Annotated in this window: 23 protein-coding genes; 11 read left to right on the forward strand and 12 right to left on the reverse strand. The window is 65.1% G+C overall.

Annotated elements, in window-relative coordinates; genetic code table 11:
• Positions 1 to 30 precede the first annotated feature (30 nt).
• Positions 31 to 1,863, reverse strand: a complete 1,833-nt coding sequence (locus AC1D2E_RS22340) for an FAD-dependent oxidoreductase (RefSeq protein ID WP_478199421.1) — start codon at positions 1,861 to 1,863, stop codon at positions 31 to 33.
• Between the two features lie 156 nt (positions 1,864 to 2,019).
• The gene (locus AC1D2E_RS22345; protein WP_478199422.1) at positions 2,020 to 2,253 is read right to left on the reverse strand and encodes a hypothetical protein; all 234 of its coding nucleotides are present in this window, start codon (positions 2,251 to 2,253) and stop codon (positions 2,020 to 2,022) included.
• A 234-nt stretch (positions 2,254 to 2,487) separates the two neighbouring features.
• Here AC1D2E_RS22345 and AC1D2E_RS22350 point away from each other — a divergent pair, with 234 nt between their 5' ends.
• Positions 2,488 to 2,703: a hypothetical protein gene (locus AC1D2E_RS22350; RefSeq protein ID WP_478199423.1), complete on the forward strand. Its 216-nt coding sequence runs from the start codon at positions 2,488 to 2,490 to the stop codon at positions 2,701 to 2,703.
• 82 nt (positions 2,704 to 2,785) lie between these two features.
• On the opposite strand, the gene AC1D2E_RS22355 is transcribed toward AC1D2E_RS22350, so the two are convergent.
• Together AC1D2E_RS22355 and AC1D2E_RS22360 are read right to left on the reverse strand one after the other, a co-directional pair.
• A complete protein-coding gene (locus AC1D2E_RS22355; protein WP_478199424.1) occupies positions 2,786 to 3,208 on the reverse strand; it encodes an Hsp20/alpha crystallin family protein in 423 nt (140 codons plus the stop codon).
• A gap of 178 nt (positions 3,209 to 3,386) precedes the next feature.
• On the reverse strand, positions 3,387 to 3,854 hold the full coding sequence (locus AC1D2E_RS22360; RefSeq protein WP_478199425.1) for a host attachment protein: 468 nt from the start codon (positions 3,852 to 3,854) through the stop codon (positions 3,387 to 3,389).
• Between the two features lie 411 nt (positions 3,855 to 4,265).
• On the opposite strand from AC1D2E_RS22360, the gene AC1D2E_RS22365 reads away from it, so the two are divergent.
• The gene (locus tag AC1D2E_RS22365) at positions 4,266 to 4,868 is read left to right on the forward strand and encodes a nitroreductase family protein (protein ID WP_478199426.1); all 603 of its coding nucleotides are present in this window, start codon (positions 4,266 to 4,268) and stop codon (positions 4,866 to 4,868) included.
• A 25-nt stretch (positions 4,869 to 4,893) separates the two neighbouring features.
• Here AC1D2E_RS22365 and AC1D2E_RS22370 read toward each other — a convergent pair whose 3' ends face one another.
• Complete coding sequence (locus tag AC1D2E_RS22370; protein ID WP_478199427.1) at positions 4,894 to 5,355, reverse strand: N-acetyltransferase family protein; 462 nt, start codon at positions 5,353 to 5,355, stop codon at positions 4,894 to 4,896.
• 142 nt (positions 5,356 to 5,497) lie between these two features.
• A complete protein-coding gene (locus tag AC1D2E_RS22375) occupies positions 5,498 to 6,376 on the reverse strand; it encodes a LysR family transcriptional regulator (protein ID WP_478199428.1) in 879 nt (292 codons plus the stop codon).
• 89 nt (positions 6,377 to 6,465) lie between these two features.
• Between AC1D2E_RS22375 and AC1D2E_RS22380 the strand changes: the two genes are divergently transcribed.
• On the forward strand, positions 6,466 to 6,897 hold the full coding sequence (locus AC1D2E_RS22380; RefSeq protein ID WP_478199429.1) for a carboxymuconolactone decarboxylase family protein: 432 nt from the start codon (positions 6,466 to 6,468) through the stop codon (positions 6,895 to 6,897).
• Between the two features lie 27 nt (positions 6,898 to 6,924).
• Positions 6,925 to 7,713: an SDR family NAD(P)-dependent oxidoreductase gene (locus AC1D2E_RS22385; RefSeq protein WP_478174780.1), complete on the forward strand. Its 789-nt coding sequence runs from the start codon at positions 6,925 to 6,927 to the stop codon at positions 7,711 to 7,713.
• Here AC1D2E_RS22385 and AC1D2E_RS22390 read toward each other — a convergent pair.
• On the reverse strand, positions 7,673 to 7,915 hold the full coding sequence (locus tag AC1D2E_RS22390; RefSeq protein WP_478199430.1) for a hypothetical protein: 243 nt from the start codon (positions 7,913 to 7,915) through the stop codon (positions 7,673 to 7,675). The two genes, AC1D2E_RS22385 and AC1D2E_RS22390, sit on opposite strands and share 41 nt — an antisense overlap.
• A gap of 20 nt (positions 7,916 to 7,935) precedes the next feature.
• Here AC1D2E_RS22390 and trhA point away from each other — a divergent pair, with 20 nt between their 5' ends.
• On the forward strand, positions 7,936 to 8,664 hold the full coding sequence (trhA, locus tag AC1D2E_RS22395) for a PAQR family membrane homeostasis protein TrhA (RefSeq protein ID WP_478199431.1): 729 nt from the start codon (positions 7,936 to 7,938) through the stop codon (positions 8,662 to 8,664).
• Here trhA and AC1D2E_RS22400 read toward each other — a convergent pair.
• Positions 8,654 to 8,827, reverse strand: coding sequence for a hypothetical protein (locus tag AC1D2E_RS22400; protein ID WP_478199432.1), 174 nt, complete (start codon positions 8,825 to 8,827; stop codon positions 8,654 to 8,656). The genes trhA and AC1D2E_RS22400 overlap by 11 nt on opposite strands.
• A 128-nt stretch (positions 8,828 to 8,955) precedes the next feature.
• Between AC1D2E_RS22400 and AC1D2E_RS22405 the strand changes: the two genes are divergently transcribed.
• Positions 8,956 to 9,300, forward strand: coding sequence for a hypothetical protein (locus AC1D2E_RS22405; protein WP_478199433.1), 345 nt, complete (start codon positions 8,956 to 8,958; stop codon positions 9,298 to 9,300).
• Between the two features lie 37 nt (positions 9,301 to 9,337).
• On the opposite strand, the gene AC1D2E_RS22410 is transcribed toward AC1D2E_RS22405, so the two are convergent.
• Positions 9,338 to 9,601, reverse strand: coding sequence for a hypothetical protein (locus AC1D2E_RS22410; RefSeq protein WP_478199434.1), 264 nt, complete (start codon positions 9,599 to 9,601; stop codon positions 9,338 to 9,340).
• 240 nt (positions 9,602 to 9,841) lie between these two features.
• Here AC1D2E_RS22410 and AC1D2E_RS22415 point away from each other — a divergent pair, with 240 nt between their 5' ends.
• From AC1D2E_RS22415 to AC1D2E_RS22425, 3 genes are all read left to right on the forward strand, one after another.
• Positions 9,842 to 10,291: a hypothetical protein gene (locus AC1D2E_RS22415; protein WP_478199435.1), complete on the forward strand. Its 450-nt coding sequence runs from the start codon at positions 9,842 to 9,844 to the stop codon at positions 10,289 to 10,291.
• 259 nt (positions 10,292 to 10,550) lie between these two features.
• Entirely contained in the window at positions 10,551 to 11,666 is a 1,116-nt protein-coding gene (locus AC1D2E_RS22420) for a hypothetical protein (protein ID WP_478199436.1), read from the forward strand.
• 415 nt (positions 11,667 to 12,081) lie between these two features.
• Positions 12,082 to 12,246: a phage integrase family protein gene (locus AC1D2E_RS22425; protein ID WP_478199437.1), complete on the forward strand. Its 165-nt coding sequence runs from the start codon at positions 12,082 to 12,084 to the stop codon at positions 12,244 to 12,246.
• A 111-nt stretch (positions 12,247 to 12,357) separates the two neighbouring features.
• Here AC1D2E_RS22425 and AC1D2E_RS22430 read toward each other — a convergent pair whose 3' ends face one another.
• On the reverse strand, positions 12,358 to 12,786 hold the full coding sequence (locus AC1D2E_RS22430) for a CBS domain-containing protein (protein ID WP_478199438.1): 429 nt from the start codon (positions 12,784 to 12,786) through the stop codon (positions 12,358 to 12,360).
• A gap of 3 nt (positions 12,787 to 12,789) precedes the next feature.
• Entirely contained in the window at positions 12,790 to 13,173 is a 384-nt protein-coding gene (locus AC1D2E_RS22435; RefSeq protein ID WP_478199439.1) for a hypothetical protein, read from the reverse strand.
• A 257-nt stretch (positions 13,174 to 13,430) separates the two neighbouring features.
• On the opposite strand from AC1D2E_RS22435, the gene AC1D2E_RS22440 reads away from it, so the two are divergent.
• Complete coding sequence (locus AC1D2E_RS22440) at positions 13,431 to 14,384, forward strand: hypothetical protein (RefSeq protein WP_478199440.1); 954 nt, start codon at positions 13,431 to 13,433, stop codon at positions 14,382 to 14,384.
• 48 nt (positions 14,385 to 14,432) lie between these two features.
• Here the strand turns inward: AC1D2E_RS22440 and AC1D2E_RS22445 are convergent, their stop codons facing one another.
• On the reverse strand, positions 14,433 to 14,672 hold the full coding sequence (locus tag AC1D2E_RS22445; RefSeq protein ID WP_478199441.1) for a hypothetical protein: 240 nt from the start codon (positions 14,670 to 14,672) through the stop codon (positions 14,433 to 14,435).
• A gap of 316 nt (positions 14,673 to 14,988) precedes the next feature.
• Here AC1D2E_RS22445 and AC1D2E_RS22450 point away from each other — a divergent pair.
• Positions 14,989 to 15,340: SMI1/KNR4 family protein (locus AC1D2E_RS22450; RefSeq protein WP_478199442.1), on the forward strand; the 352-nt coding region annotated here is incomplete at its 3' end.

Genomic DNA, 15,340 nt, shown 5'->3' on the forward strand with positions numbered 1-15,340 from the left:
GAGCTTGCTTGGGGCGGCCCGGCGCGGCGCTCATGCCGGCACCCCCTGCTTCGGCGCGATGCGCGCATCGCGGCAGCCCGGCCCGGCCGGCGTGATCTCGAGCAGGAACTTCTGCATGTCCCAGGCACCGGTCGGACAGCGTTCGGCGCACAGGCCGCAGTGCAGGCAGACGTCCTCGTCCTTGACCATCACGCGGCCGGTCTTGAGTCCGCCCGACACGTACAGGTCTTGCGCCAGGTTGAGCGCCGGCGCCTTGAGCCGGGAGCGCAGGTCGCTCTCCCCGCCGTTGGCGGTGAAGCTGATGCAGTCCATCGGGCAGATGTCGACGCAGGCATCGCATTCGATGCAGGCGGATTCGGTGAACACGGTCTGCACATCGCAGTTGAGGCAGCGCTCGGCCTCCTTGAAGGCGGTGGCGGCGTCGAAGCCCAGCTCGACCTCCACGCGGATGCTGGCCAGCGCCGCTTCGGCCTTGGCCCATGGCACCTTGTAGCGCAGGTCGTTGGAGGTGTCGTTGTCGTAGCTCCACTCGTGGATGCCCATCTTCTGCGACACCAGGTTGGTCATCGGAGGCGGGCGCCGCTCGACCGCCTCGCCGTGCAGCAGGCGGTCGATCGACACCGCGGCCTCGTGCCCGTGCGCCACGGCCGTGATGATGTTCTTGGGACCGAAGGCGGCATCGCCGCCGAAGAAGACCTGGGGCAGGGAGGACTGGAAGGTCATTTCGTCGACGCGGGGCATTCCTCCCTTGTCGAAGGCGATGCCGCAGTCGCGCTCGATCCAGGGGAAGGCGTTCTCCTGGCCCACCGCCACCAGCACCTCGTCGCATTCGAAGAAGACCTCGGGCTCGCCGGTCGGCACCAGCGTGCGGCGGCCCTGGGCGTCGTATTCGGCGCGGACGATCTCGAAGCGCATGCCCAGCAGCTTGCCGTTCTCGTGCACGAAGGCCTTGGGCACGTGAAAGTTGATGATCGGAATCCCCTCGTGCTGGGCGTCTTCCTTTTCCCAGGGCGAGGCCTTCATTTCCTCGAAACCGCTGCGCACGATCACCTTGACGTCGCTGCCGCCCAGGCGGCGGGCCGAGCGGCAGCAGTCCATGGCCGTGTTGCCGCCGCCGAGCACGATCACGCGCCGGCCGATGTGCGTGACGTGGCCGAACGAGACCGAGTTCAGCCAGTCGATGCCGATGTGGATGCTGTCCGCGGCTTCCCGGCGGCCGGGCACCTCCAGGTCGCGCCCGCGCGGCGCGCCGCAGCCGACGAAGATCGCGTCCCAGCCCTGCGCCATCAGGGCCTTCATCGAATCGATGCGCTCGCCGCTGCGGAATTCGACGCCGAGATCGAGGATGTAGCCGGTCTCCTCGTCGATCACCGATTCGGGCAGCCGGAAGCGCGGGATCTGGGTGCGGATGAAGCCGCCGGCCTTGGCTTCGCCATCGAACACCGTGACCGCATAGCCCAGTGGCGCGAGGTCGCGGGCGACGGTCAGCGAGGCCGGCCCCGCGCCGACGCAGGCGATGCGCCTGCCGTTCTTCGGGTCCGGTTTCGGCATCCGCGAACGCACGTCGTCCTTCATGTCGGCCGCCACCCGCTTGAGCCGGCAGATCGCCACGGGTTCAGGGTCCTTGGCGTTGCTTTCCTCCACCCGCCCGCGCCGGCAGGCCGGCTCGCAGGGCCGGTCGCAGGTGCGCCCGAGGATGCCGGGGAAGACGTTGGAGACCCAGTTGACCATGTAGGCGTCGCTGTAGCGGCGCTGCGCGATCAGCCGGATGTACTCGGGAACGGGGGTGTGCGCCGGACAGGCGTACTGGCAATCGACGACCTTGTGGAAATAGGCCGGGTTGGCAATGTTGGTTCGCTGCAAGGCGTGTCTCCTGGCTGCCGCCCGCGGCCGGGGGGGCGGCGCGGGTCTGTCGTCAGTATGCGCCGCACCGGGCGGGAGCATGCCTTGGTGGAATCCCGCAGCAGGCGTCGCGCTGGATCGATCCGGGCCGATGCGGCCATCCTGGCCCGCTGCAGCTCATCGTTTGCAGACGATCTCGGGCCAGAGCGTGCGCTCCGCCGCGTTGTAGTGCCAGATGATCTTCGTGACCTTGGCCTTCCCCTTGGCGGACACGTCCACCGGGGCGTCATCCGGGATCACGAGGGTCTGGCCGACTTCGGGAAGGGCTCCAGGGTACGGATGGTGGGCGGTGCCAACCTGCAATTCGCAGGGCGCTGCCGAATCGGTGTGGATGGTGATTCTCATTGACATGCCCTGCATCCGGGGAGAAGGTTCCCTACGCTAGTTCGGGTGCCGCGGCGGGGGCTTGATCGCGCGCAAATCGAAGGTCGATCGCCGGCGATCCACGCCGACCGCGCCGCCGGTTGCGCTGCATCAAGCGGCCGGTGCAGGGCGGGTGCACGATGGTCGAATGAAGAAGCGGGCACCGTCGAATCCGGGGATCGTGCTGCTGGCGGGTGCCTGCACCGGGCGGCGAGGTCGGCCATGAAGCGCCTCTGGGTCTATGTGCACGCCGCCATGGCGTCGATGGCGTGGATCTTCATTCTCATCGCGCTGGCCCTGGCCCTGCTGGATCCGAAATCCGGCCTCAACCAGGACCCGGTCTTCGCCGCGATTGCAATTTGCGTCGCTGTCGGCCACCTGAGCAGCGCGAGCTATCTGGTGCGCCGCATCCGCGAGGAGATCTTCGGGGCGAAATGAACGGCGTCGAGCGCCGGCGTGGCGGCGCCGAGGCGAGGCCTCGGGCCGTTCATCAGTGCGATGCGCCCTCGGGGCGATCCCGCTACTCGATCTTCAGCGTGCGGGTACCGCTGCCTTCGCGCTTGGGAAGCGTGAGGCGCAGCACGCCGTCCTCGAGCTTGGCGACCGCGGCCTTGTCGTCGACGTCGCTGGCCAGCGTGAAGCCGCGCGAGACGGCGCCGTGGTAGGTCTCGCGCACCAGCGAGCGCCCGTGCTTCTCTTCCTGCTCCTTCTTGATCTCGGCGGCGATGGACACATAGTTGCCGTCGATCGTGACGCGGATGTCGTCCTTCTTTGCGCCCGGCATCTCGGCGCTGATCAGATATTCCTTTTCGCTTTCGCTGATGTCGACGCGAATGTCCATTGGCAACGTGTTGTCATCGAGCAGTTGCATCGGACGGGCCCAGCGACGGAACATCTCTGGAAACAGGTTGTCGATTCGATCGAGGCGGGTCAGGGCATTCATGTGGATCACTCCAGGTTGGGTAGCGATGTGATCGATCTGCGGTCGATGTGAGCAGGACTTCGCGATCGACATGTTCAGTCTAGGAACTCCGACGGCGCATGGTTTGCGCGGGATCAAAATGCGACGCCATGCCGCGTTGATTCAGGTCAAGCGAGCTCTGTGGCGTGCCGCTCGATGGCTAGGGCCGCGCCTCCTTCAGGCGCCTTTCAATCTCGGTCGGGCTCAGCGAGGTCAGATCGGCGTTGAACTCCAGGCTGATCTTCTTCTGGACCGGCTCGCTGAGCCGGGTCCGGAGTTCACCGAGGAAGGGGTTCGACGCACAGACCGCGAGGGATTCGAACTTGCGGGCCGCGAGCCCCTGGTCCAGTCGATCGGCCACTTCGCGTGCGAAATGATCAAGCTCCTTGCGCCGGGCGTCGGTGCGCGGCTCGAAGCGAACGACGCCGTGGGTGTTGTTGTTGATGTTGTTGTTGTAGTTGTTGTCCGTGGCGTCGCGGCCGGGGTGGTCCGATGCCAGTTCGCTGCGCCGCATCCGGCTCTCCTCATGCGTCAGGGTCTCCACCGGCTCCAGAGCGGCCAATGGGAAATCGCGGCGGAAGATCCGCGCCAGCGATGCATTGGCGACAAGGATCCACTGATGCTTCATGTCAATTCTCCTTTGGATGGCGATCCATGGTGCGCGCCCTCCTGGAAGGGGGGGTTGCGCCAGCGCAAAAAGGGCGCGACAGGTCGGCTGCGAACGTGTGCCGACCGCTCGAGCAGTTTGCGCCCCATCGGCGCAGAGGGCCAGGTCGATGACCCGGCGCGCAACAGGGGTTGTCCGTGAGCCGCCTCCGGTTCTGAAGCAGTCCGACTGCCTTGACCCTGACATCGAAGTACTGCGCGGGACGCGGGCAACTCCGGGCACCCGCGGTCGACCTGCTGGCCCTCGGCGCATTCGCGCGACCTTGCGGTGCACTTGCGCTGCGTCAAGGCACCGGTATCGGCCTTGCGTGATCCTGAGATCCGATCCCGCCTCCGGCGCGGCGATCTGTTCATGCCTCCGAGGAGTCGTTCGATGCCGACCATTCCATTGAATCTCGAAACCGATACCGTCGTGCTGCCTTCCCCGGTCCTGCGGCAGCACCTGTCTCTGGACCAGGCGCTCAAGAAGCGGCACAGCACGCGCGCGTTCCTGGCCGATGCGATCACGCTGGAGGTGCTCTCCGCGCTGCTCTGGGCGGCGTTCGGCGTCAACCGGGAACAGCAGGGCGGACGCACGGCGCCTTCGGCGCACAACTGGAAGGAGATCGATGTCCATGTGGTGCTGGCCGAGGGAGCGTACCGGTACGAGCCGCGCACGCATCGCCTGCTGCTGGTCACGGCCCAGGACCTCCGCGAGTACGCCGGCACACAGGATTTCGTTGCCACCGCGCCGATCAACCTGGTGTACGTCGCGGACCTCGAGCGCATGGAAGAGGTGCGGGTGGAGGATCGCCCCTTCCTGGCCGGTGCCGATGCGGGCTGCATCGCGCAGAACGTGTATCTCTACTGCGCGGCGGCCGGGTTGGGCACTGTCGTGCGGGCGCTGATCGATCGACGCGAGCTCGCGCATGCGCTCGGCCTGCCGATCAACCAGCGCATCGCCCTGGCGCAGACCGTGGGATATGCGAAGCCGTGAAGCCGTTCTGCGCCTGCGAGCGGCGTCAGAGCAGTTTCCGATAGACCACGAAGCCGGACTTCTCAGCGATCTTGTCGTAGAGCTTCATCGCCGTGGCGTTGGTCTCGTGGGTCTGCCAGTAGACCCGCGGGGACCCTGCGGCGGCCGCCCTTCGGTAGACCTCCTCGATCAGGGCCCGAGCGACACCCCGGCCCCGGGCGGCCTCGACCGTGAAGAGATCGTGCAGGTAGCAGTTCATGCCGATCTGGCTGGTGCTGCGGTGATAGAGGAAGTGCACCAGTCCCAGCAGGCCGGCGGGGCCCTCGGCGACGAGCGCATGCATCGGCTCTCCGGGGTCGAGGAAGCGCGACCAGCTGGTCGTGCTGACTTCGGCCGGCAGCGCGGTCGGTCCGCTGCGGCCGTAGAAGGCGTTGTAGCCGTCCCAGAGCGGCTTCCAGGCCGGGAAGTCGGCGTCGGCGACGGGACGGATTCGCAGCGATGAGTCCATGGTGTGGGGTCTGGTGAAATGAATCCCTCGGGTGTCCAGGTCCCCGGCGTTGCCGAACTCGATGAGCCGCGCGAGCACTGAATTCGATGTCATGGGGTCCATTGAAGATGGCAGGGGCGAGGGAGGTCGGAAGGATAAGGCCTCATGGCGTGCCGGCCTTCGCCAGCATGTCGCGCAGCGCCGGACGGTCCCGTGGCGTCGCCAGGCCGACCCCGACGGCGAGCTCCTCGCCTTCGGCCAGCTTGCGATACGCGACGCCGGCGCGTTTCAGGGCGGCAAAGGACTTCGGCAGCAGCGCGATGCCCCGCCCCTCGGCGACGGCGGCCAGCAGCACGTGATGATCGGCCGGCTCCTTGAGCTTGCGCGGTGCGAAGCCGTGGCGAGCGAAGACCTGCTGGCAATGGTCGTAGAAGGCGGGCTGGCGCGCCCGCTCGAACCAAAGAATCGTCTCCGACGCCAGGTCGGCCAGGCACAGCGACCTGCGCTTCGCCAGCGGATGGGAGGAAGGCAGCGCGGCCACCATCGGCAGGCGGTCGAGCGCCAGCACGTCGAGGCCCGGGGCGTCGGTTGGCAGCGCCACGAAGGCAGCGTCCAGCTTGCCGGCGCGCAGCATCCGGACCAGCCGCGGCGAGCTGTCGGACTGTGTGGAAACGGCAGTGCCCGGATGCCTTTGCTGGATCCGTTGCGCCAATCCGCGAAACCAGGCCGGCTCCACCGCGCTGGTCAGGCCGAGGCGCAAGGTCGGCGGCAGGCTGCGCGGGGCCAATTCCGCTTCGGCCTGCCGCAGCAGCCTGGCAACGCCCCGCGCGTAGGGCAACAGGCTGCGGCCGGCGTCGGTGAGCTCGACGCCCTGCGTGCTGCGTTCGAACAGCCGCGCGCCGAGCCGTTCCTCGAGCTCGCGGATGGCGCGGCTCAGCGGCGGCTGCGACAGATGCAGCACCTCGGCCGCCTGGCGAAAGCTCAGCGTGTCGGCGACCGCGAGGAAGAGGGCGAGCGAGCGGGAATCGAGGCGTCCTGACATACCAAAAAGGTATCACGAAATCGGTCATTCCATGGGATCGGCCGCATCCCTACAGTCGCGGCCATCAACGTTTTGACTGGAGAGACGCAATGAACTCGAATCCGATCGACAACGAACGCTATGAACGCGGCATGCGCCTGCTGGCCCAGGTGGACGGCCCGGCCGGCCTCGCGGTGGTCGAAGGGCTGGCGGCGTCGTTCCCGGACTTCGCCCGCTACGTGCTGGAGTTTCCCTTCGGCGACATCTATGCGCGCCAAGGCCTGGGCCTGCGCGAACGCGAGCTGGCGACGGTCGCCGCGCTGAGTGCCATGGGCCATGCGCTGCCGCAGCTGCGGGTGCACGTGCATGCGGCCCTGCATGTGGGCTGCACGCCGGTCGAGGTGGTCGAGGTGGTGATGCAGATGGCCGTGTATGCGGGATTCCCGGCCGCGCTCAACGCGCTGTCGGTGGTGCGCGAGGTATTCGCCGATTCGGGGGTGGCGCTGCCCCTGCCGGCCGGCTGTGCCACAGTGGAGGCCTGAGCAACAAGACCATCCTTCGGAGGCGCCATGGATCTTCAATTGACCGGCAAGCACGTGCTTGTCACCGGCGGCAGCCGCGGCATCGGGCTGGCCTGCGCCCGCGAGTTCCTGCGCGAAGGCGCGCGGGTCAGCCTGGTGGGGCGCACGGCCGCGCACGTCGAAGCCGCCGTCGCCAGCCTGCAGGGCGAGGGCCATGCGGTGCGCGGCCACTGCGCCGACCTGGGCGATGCCGGCGCAGCGCTGGCGATGGTCGACGCCGTTCAAGGCGAGGGTGGCGCGGTCGACGTGCTGGTCAACTCGGCGGGCGCCGCGCGCCGCACGCCCTTCGGCGAGCTGCAGCCGCAGGCCTGGCAGGACGCGATGCAGGCCAAGTTCTTCACCTACATCAACGTCATGGATCCTGTGATCAAGCGCATGGGCGAGCGCGGATCGGGCGCGATCGTGAACGTCATCGGCATGGGCGGCAAGGTCGCTTCGCCGACCCACCTGGCGGGCGGTGCCGCCAATGCGGCGTTGATGCTCGCGACCGCCGGCCTGGCGGCGGCCTACGGGCCCCTGGGGGTGCGCGTGAACGCGGTCAACCCGGCGCTGACCCTGACCGACCGCATGGCGCAGGGCATTGCCGCGGATGCCCGCCTGCGCAAGATCAGCGAGGAAGAAGTGCTGCGCGATGCGCAGGCGCGGGCGCCGCTCGGCCGCCTGGCCACGCCCGAGGACATCGCCCGGGCGGTGGTCTTCCTGAGCTCGCCGGGCGCGGCCTACATCTCTGGCGCCATCATTTCGATGGACGGCGCGGCGGTGCCGATGGTGGTGTGAGCGTGAGCATCACGATCTTGCCACCGGCCGTGTTCGTCTCCATCGTGCGGTGAGCTTCCACGATGCTGTCGATGTGGAAGACGCGGCCCCTCCTGATCCTGTAGCAGCATGCGGCCAGGAGCGGTCGGCCGGCATCGAGGCAGAATTCGCTCCAAACCGGACGTCCGCGCCTGCATCGAGTGTTGCCGGAAAGCTTCTTCATGGCTCAATCCTCTCAGAGTGTTGAGCCTCCTCAAAACCCGGGGCGATTCAGTGCGTCATCGTGAGGTCATCGCACCCGCTTCTGATCTTGCAGTGATGGCAGCCTTCAATCCATATTTCGCCCGGGGCCTCCGCATCGTTGAAGGGGAGCGATTCAATGGTTACAGCCACCTGCTGGGCTTGATGCTCTCGCTCGTCGGCGGCGCGTTTCTTTGGATCAAGGCCGCGAGCACCGGGGACACGGTGCGCGCTGCCGGTGCTGCGGTATTCGCCCTGACGCTGATCCTGTTGTACGCAGCTTCGACGCTTTATCACTCGTCCCAGGGTCCTGCGAAGGAGACTTGGCGCAGAGCCGACCATTGCGCGATCTACCTGATGATTGCCGGCACCTACACGCCGTTCGGCTTGGTTTCCCTTGGAGGATGGCAGGGAGCGGCCCTGGTCGGTGCGATATGGGCGATCGCCTTGACCGGCGTCGCGCTTGAGATGCGCGCGAAGGAATGCTCGCGCCCGTCCCTGATCCGGTACCTCGGCATGGGGTGGCTGGCGGTGCTCGCGGCGACGCCCGTCATCACGGAACTGGACAGAGTCGCACTGGCCTGGCTGATGGCAGGCGCGGCATGCTATTCGTTCGGCACCGTGTTCTATCGCAATGGGCGCGGTTGGCAGCATGCGCACGGTGCCTGGCACGTGTGCGTGCTCGGCGGGTCAGCCAGCCATTTCCTGGCCATCAGCGCATTCATCCTTTGAGCGCGGCAGCGTTCCCGTCGACATCGATCGTCCCTTCCCCGACGTGGGGCTGGCGAATCTCGCCGCCTTCAAACTGGACCACCGCTTCCATCCAGAGGAGCGATTCCCAGGTGCCGATGCCACAGACATCGCCCGCCAGTTGCTCGCGAGCGACAGAAATCACGGTTTTCGTGAGCGACTTGGCGTGACAGGACCTTCGGTGTATTGCGAAGCGATGCGTCGAAGCCTAATCTTGCCATCGAGATTCGGACAATATTCTTTTAGGCAAGAATTACTTACGCTGGATTTCTCATGTTCGCCGCATCGCTGATCCTTGTGCTCTTGGTGGCGTGGGAGCTCCGTCTCCAGATCTGGCTGGGCCGGGCGGCGTGCATCAGGGCGAGGCGCTCGGGGTGGTTCGTCGTCGAGGTGCGTCGACGCATTTCGATGCTGCGCTTGCCGCCGCATGTGTCCGAGTTTCCCGTTCCGCGCGAGGAGCGCATCCTGGTCCATCGGTTGCTTGGCGTCGTGCTCTGGCACGAGGAAATGAGCGTGGCACTTCCCGATGCCGCATGCGAGCACCTCGCGGAGATCGCGCCGCAAGACTTCGATCGTCAATTTCCAAGTTGGCTGCGTCTCGCCAACAGCGCTGGGTAAGCATCGCAAGCGCATCGCCCCCGGTCGGAAGCCCCCGCTACAACTCGCTGAATTCGGAGTCGGCGCTGTGGTCGCGCCGCTGCCAATCGACGATGAATTCCCGAGCCCTGACCCGCAGCAGTGCGATGGCCTCTTCCTGGTCCTGAAGCCCCATGGGCAAGGTGATTCGACACTTCAGAGTCTTCTGGTGGACGAGTTCAGAACGCCCGGCAAGGCAGCGTAGCAAGCCGTCCCATGTCATGAGGATTCGCACCTGCCATTCATCGTGGTCGAACTGCTCGACTTGCAAGGAAGTGTCCATGGTGTGTGCAGCAAAGGGGGCTTTGCGGGTCGATGCGGGTCACCTACCGCTTCGGAGCGTCAGGATAAGCGATCGGCTCGGTCCAGATGCTTGTTCGACCTGATGTCGGGGCGGGTGGGCATATCGAATTCCCCAGGAACCCAGGGGGAATTGCGAGGGTCATCGGCACGCAATGTGCGGCCAATAGCCTTGAGCAGAATCCGGCGCATCCAGCGACATCGGAACCTTCAAGGGAATCACATGAACGTCTCACCCATCTTCAGGATCGTCACGACCACGGCTATTTCGTGGATGCTTGCAAGCGCGGCATACGCACAGGCGCCCGCCGGCCGAAGCCGCGCGGAGGTGCAGGCGGAGGCGATCGCTGCTGCCCGTGCCCCCAACCAGAACGTCACTCGGGGATCGCGTGGCGCGGAGCCGTTCACGTTGGTTGCCGACCCCGCGGCGGTGCAGCAGCAGGCCATCGATACGGCGCGCGCACCGAATCAGAATGTCACGCGGGGTTCCCGTGGCGCTGAACCCTTCACCTCGACCGCCGACCCCTCCGTGGTACGGGCCCAGGCGGAGGCGGCTGCCGCGGCGCCCGATCAGAACGTGACCAGCGGGTCACGCGTGAACAGCAAGGTCCTGTCGACCATGCCCAACGCGGCGCAGGTACGCGCGGAATCGCAGAAGAACCTGCCTCAGTAGCCGCGAAGCGGGCGCCGGCCAGCACGACGGTGTGGCGGCAGATTGCGAGTTGTGGGCGTTGCTTGCTATTGGGGAAAATCGAGCCGTCACCTGACGCCTTGCTAGATGTCCCGAACCAAGCGACTCACGAGGTCCCAGCCTTGCAAGGATGCTGAGCAATGACGCCCGGAGGGCCGCGGAGCGCGGTCACCAGGCTGCCACATTTCGGGCGTCCACTGTCGAGGTCAATCTCAACCCGCCAGTGCAAAAGGAGCCCTCCATGAGAATTCGCAGGAACTTCTCGACCGTGATCTTTGCGATGACCCTGTCGTCTCTGCCGCTCATTGCGTCGGCCGACCAGGAAGCCGACGACGATCAGGATGGCCGAGGAAGGCCGACGTACRCCATAGGCCTCTGGGGCGATCTGCCTTATTCAGATGTTCAGGCGCTCACCGGGGTTCCGAATCTCATTGCCGACATGAACAGGCAGGATCTTTCGTTCACCGTCCATGACGGAGACTTGAAGGCCGGCAACGGGACGCCCGGTTCGGTCACACCGACGACCTGCAGCGATGCCATGTATGTCCAGGCTCTGGGCTACTTCAACTCGCTGAAGGCGCCTGCCATGCTGACGCCCGGTGACAACGATTGGACCGATTGCGATCGCCCGTCGAACGGCGGCTTCTCTTCGCGAGAACGGCTCGATCACGAGCGGCAGATGTTCTTCGGAACGCCGTTTTCATTGGGTCAACGGCGCCTTCGCCAGGAAGTGCAAACGGGGGCGCCGCTGTGCCTCGGCGCGAACGGCCCGACCGCATGTGTCGAGAACCGCCGATGGACTTATGGCGGCGTCACCTATGTCACGCTGAATGTTCAGGGCTCCTGCAACAACCTTTGCGATACGGCGCCGGATCCCACGGAATGGGCCGCACGCAACCAGGCCAACATCGCCTGGTTGAGGGAGTCTTTTCGCTTCGCGGCCGCGCGGCAATCGGCGGCGCTCATGATCATTGCCCAGGCCAATCCGGGTTGGGACGCGACCGACGGAACACGGGCGCCATTGCGCGACGCAAAGACGCTCGCCGAGACCGATGGTCAGCCGGATGGGTTCCAGGAATACCTGCTTGCGCTGCGCGAGGAAACCATTGCATTTCGGAAACCGGTGGCCTACGTACACGGGGACTCGCACTACCACAGAGTCGACAAGCCGCTGCTGGACGCCGCCGGGCGAAGGCTCGAGAACTTCACGCGGGTCGAGACGTTTGGCGATAACCAGGCGAACGGCACGAACGACACGAACTGGCTGAAGGTCAACGTTGACATTCGAAGCCGCGAAGTCTTCGCATATCAACCGCAGATCGTTCCCGCGAATCGGACTGCGGTCCCGGCGCCTTGAGGGGTCAGACAGAGCGTGCCGGCGGCTCGATCCAGCGTGGATGACATGAAAGCTCGGGTGAATCAGGGCAGGGGAGGCGTGCTGGAGGTAGCGATCCCCGGCGCCTCGCAACCCTCGGCATTGCGTGCCTGGCACGACTCGCCAGAGCAAAGCGACGGGCCAGTCCTCCGGGGCAATCCTTGAGGGCCTTCCGGCGGCAACTGGCCAGGCTTGCATGACTGCGGCATAGAGACGATCCGGCCATCCTTGATGGAACACCCGGCAACAGAGCGCGCCCGCGCGGTGATGGACGCGATCGAAAAGCTCACGAACATTTCCGTGCCTGAGCCGCTCGTGAAAGTCACGGTTGATCGCTGGTTGCCTCGGCGCGCTGCGCACGCATTGAGCAACGCCGGGATCCAGACGCTGAGCCGAGTTGACCGTTCGCGTCCCGGGTCGGCGCCGATGGTGGGCAGCTATTCCCGGCGTCGGGCTGCGCGGCGCGCGACAAGTGAAAGAGATTTTCGCGTCGCATCCGCAAGCAGCCCTCGCCTCGAGGTACTCGGTGTACTTCACGACCATGTGCCGCTTTCCAACCTGATCCGTGACCTCGATGTGCTCCGTGGGTATCTTCCTCTGGTGCTGCATGGGCCTCCCTCGAACGCCGAGCAGGAAATCACCGTGAGCGTTCTGAATTCGGTCGGTGCCGGCTTCAGCCGTGGATGTAGGTGCGCAGCTGGTCGATCGTCTGCTCGTGGTCGGCGATGATGTCATCCATCAGATCTCGGATGGAAATCATTCCGATCACGACGTCGCCGTCGACCACCGGCAGATGGCGAATCCGCTTGTGGCTCATCATCGTCATGCACTCGCGGGTGCGGGTCGCAGGAGTCACGGTCATGACGTTGGGCGTCATGATTTCGGCGACCTGCACCTCTTTGGAGCTCTTGCCGTGAAGGTCGACCTTGCGGGCGTAGTCTCGTTCAGAGACCACGCCAACGAGCTTGCCGTCCGCGATGACCATCAGCGCGCCTACTTCATATTGGGCCAGCACCGCCAGCGCGTCGAACACGGTCGCATCGGGCGTGGTGCGCCAGGGGGCAGAGTCGCGACGCGTGAGCAATTCCGAGACGGATTTCATAGGTCACTCCACGGGTTGGTTTGGAGGGCCATGCAAGAGTCGCGCCCAGCCGGCTAGACTTTGCCGGCTCGCTAACGTAGCGCCTGTTCTGGCGCGCTCTGCGAAGACACGCAAGAAATGGGCGGGGCTACCACGGATCGGGGCGCCCGGTCCCTGTTCGTCGGGGCAACGGCTTCGCATCAACTCTTCTCGCCCCTTCTCGGTGATGGCGAGAACCTGGGCCGCCCTTTCGGGGCCTGACAGCGTGAACGGGCTTCCTGGCCCCGGGACAACGGCGATCACCATGCCGGCCGCTCGAAGGATTCGAACCTTGTCGATGTCGTCGGAGAGACTGAGCGACATGGCCATACGGGACGAGGCGATGACGGCGAGCAGGTTCATCGGCATGGAAGCCTCCACCGCGTCGCCAGCGGCATGACGCAGGAGGGCTCGGCGGCCGTCACAGGCGATGTGGGTGGTCGGACCATGCCTCAAGTGTTCGCCTTCAATGTGACGCGCGAGAGAAAGCACCGTCAATCGCGGCCGACGCGCTTCGGCTTCGACGCGTCATGGGGACCAATGCGATGGGCACAAACTATTGATGGGGGTACTCAAGGCGACCAAAATGCGGTGTAAATCATTTACACAATATTTGGAGACATTGGATGACCTACATCAGCGCGACCAACGGCCCGTCGGTTTCCGAGCCCAACGACGCAACCGGGCCGGCAGTGGTCGGTCCGTCGGTCCAGCCGCCGGCAGAGGCTGCAATCCCTGCCGCGACGGAACTGGCATCGAACCCGCCAGCCGAGGTGCTGGTGGCTCGTCAGGAGTTGGAGTTCAACAAGGCGCCGTGGCCCAGTGTCGAAGTTGCCGCCACCAGCGAGCCAGCAGCCAAGACGCCATCGTCTCGAACGGCCGTGCCGACAAAATCGGTGGTCACTCAGTTCTCGGCAGAAAGGGCGACGCCGGCCAAGAAAGCGGCACCGACCAAGAAGGCAGCACCGACCAAGAAGGCAGCATCGGCCAAGAAAGCGGCACCGGCCAAGAAGGCAGCACCGGCCAAGAAGGCAGCACCGACCAAGAAGGCGGCACCGACCAAGAAGGCGGCATCGACCAAGAAGGCAGCATCGGCCAAGAAGGCACCTACCAAGAAGGCGGCATCGACCAAGAAGGCGGCATCGACCAAAGTCGGCGTCAAAGCCGCCGCGCTGCCCCAGAAGGAGATGACGGCGAAGAAGGCAACTTCGAAAAAGGCTGGACCAACGAAGGCCAAGGCGGTGAAGGCCGTGGTCGCGCCGCCGCCAGTCTCACCTCGTATTGCGGACGAATTGATGTCGACGACCTCCGTCCGCAGAGCCACGCACGATGCTGTGCGCGACGACGCCAAAATCAAAGCCAAGCTCGTGCGCGACAGTTTCACAATGCCCAAACAGGACTTCGGGCTGATTGTCGTCCTCAAGGACCGCGCGTTAGGGTTCAAGCGGCCCGCCAAGAAGAGTGAACTTCTGCGAGCCGGGCTGCAGGCCCTTCAACAACTCCCCGACACCCAACTGCGGAGTGCGCTCGATTCGCTGTCCCCGCTGAAAGCTGGACGTCCCAAGAAGAAGGCCAACTGAAGACCGCGCGCAGCCTTCGGGCATTGGTGATGCCTTCCCCCAACGGCTCTAGAGGGGAGGCGGTCGCTGGGTTGAGTGCAAGAGGCCTGAGACGCCTTCCCAGCTGTGCCTGCCGCCGCTCACGAGAAAGCGGTCACGGCCAAGGGTGAACAGGTTCTGATGCTGAGACTCCACGGCTTCAACGGCCTCAATCTCGTGCTTCACCTGCAGCACCGAATCATCCTTGTCCCCGTAGCGGTCCTTCAGTTCCACGAAGAGATTTTTCAGTTCGCACAGATACCGGGACATGTTTCGCGCTCCTCAGGAAGAACGGGCCAGCGAAGCCCAGAGGGAAAGCTTGGAAACATACTCCAACTGCCCACGCGAATACGTGACAAAAGGCTGCGCCGGGCCTACCCAGGGCGCTCATCTACCTGGTGCGTCGGGCTTGGTCTGCCTAGTCCATCGAGGCGTTCCGATACTCAGCCAACGCTGTGCGGCGGAACTCACCCAGCGGGATGAGCTTGTCATCCGTTCTATGGCGGGGCATCCTAGAGCCGCTGGCCCGTGCCTAGCCGGAACTGCGCCTGTGCCTGCACCAGACATACGCTTTACGAAGATGATGATGAACGCTTTGATCGAACGAATGGACCGCTGGCTTGCGGCGAAACGCCCTGACTACTACCCCAACCTTCAGCAGGGGGCAAGCGACGCCGAGCTCAACGCGTTCGAAGCTCAGATCATGCTCAAGCTGCCAGAGGCATTTCGGCAGCTGTATCGCTGGCGAAATGGGCAAGACTGGCGATCGACGGACGCGCTTCAGGGGAATCGTTCGTTTTGTGCTCTGGAGGACATCCTGGCGACCAAGAGCGAACTGGACAGCATGATCGGTTGCGACTTTGATGACCCTAAGTATTGGCGTCGCGGTTGGGTGCCCTTTCTACACAACGGAGGAGGTAGCTATCTATGCTTGGATC

The sequence above is a fragment of the Variovorax sp. P1_H2 genome (assembly GCF_056405295.1).

What these genes read in the sequence shown, in the direction of transcription:
- AC1D2E_RS22435 (WP_478199439.1), bottom strand. Translation starts at nt 13,173, where the DNA reads ATGCCGATGAACCTGCTCGCCGTCATCGCCTCGTCCCGTATGGCCATG.
- AC1D2E_RS22370 (WP_478199427.1), bottom strand. Translation starts at nt 5,355, where the DNA reads ATGGACTCATCGCTGCGAATCCGTCCCGTCGCCGACGCCGACTTCCCG.
- AC1D2E_RS22385 (WP_478174780.1), top strand. Translation starts at nt 6,925, where the DNA reads ATGGATCTTCAATTGACCGGCAAGCACGTGCTTGTCACCGGCGGCAGC.
- AC1D2E_RS22360 (WP_478199425.1), bottom strand. Translation starts at nt 3,854, where the DNA reads ATGAAGCATCAGTGGATCCTTGTCGCCAATGCATCGCTGGCGCGGATC.
- AC1D2E_RS22440 (WP_478199440.1), top strand. Translation starts at nt 13,431, where the DNA reads ATGACCTACATCAGCGCGACCAACGGCCCGTCGGTTTCCGAGCCCAAC.
- AC1D2E_RS22345 (WP_478199422.1), bottom strand. Translation starts at nt 2,253, where the DNA reads ATGTCAATGAGAATCACCATCCACACCGATTCGGCAGCGCCCTGCGAA.
- AC1D2E_RS22415 (WP_478199435.1), top strand. Translation starts at nt 9,842, where the DNA reads ATGAACGTCTCACCCATCTTCAGGATCGTCACGACCACGGCTATTTCG.
- AC1D2E_RS22410 (WP_478199434.1), bottom strand. Translation starts at nt 9,601, where the DNA reads ATGGACACTTCCTTGCAAGTCGAGCAGTTCGACCACGATGAATGGCAG.
- AC1D2E_RS22390 (WP_478199430.1), bottom strand. Translation starts at nt 7,915, where the DNA reads ATGAAGAAGCTTTCCGGCAACACTCGATGCAGGCGCGGACGTCCGGTT.
- AC1D2E_RS22405 (WP_478199433.1), top strand. Translation starts at nt 8,956, where the DNA reads ATGTTCGCCGCATCGCTGATCCTTGTGCTCTTGGTGGCGTGGGAGCTC.
- AC1D2E_RS22350 (WP_478199423.1), top strand. Translation starts at nt 2,488, where the DNA reads ATGAAGCGCCTCTGGGTCTATGTGCACGCCGCCATGGCGTCGATGGCG.
- AC1D2E_RS22380 (WP_478199429.1), top strand. Translation starts at nt 6,466, where the DNA reads ATGAACTCGAATCCGATCGACAACGAACGCTATGAACGCGGCATGCGC.
- AC1D2E_RS22430 (WP_478199438.1), bottom strand. Translation starts at nt 12,786, where the DNA reads ATGAAATCCGTCTCGGAATTGCTCACGCGTCGCGACTCTGCCCCCTGG.
- AC1D2E_RS22355 (WP_478199424.1), bottom strand. Translation starts at nt 3,208, where the DNA reads ATGAATGCCCTGACCCGCCTCGATCGAATCGACAACCTGTTTCCAGAG.
- AC1D2E_RS22445 (WP_478199441.1), bottom strand. Translation starts at nt 14,672, where the DNA reads ATGTCCCGGTATCTGTGCGAACTGAAAAATCTCTTCGTGGAACTGAAG.
- AC1D2E_RS22375 (WP_478199428.1), bottom strand. Translation starts at nt 6,376, where the DNA reads ATGTCAGGACGCCTCGATTCCCGCTCGCTCGCCCTCTTCCTCGCGGTC.
- AC1D2E_RS22365 (WP_478199426.1), top strand. Translation starts at nt 4,266, where the DNA reads ATGCCGACCATTCCATTGAATCTCGAAACCGATACCGTCGTGCTGCCT.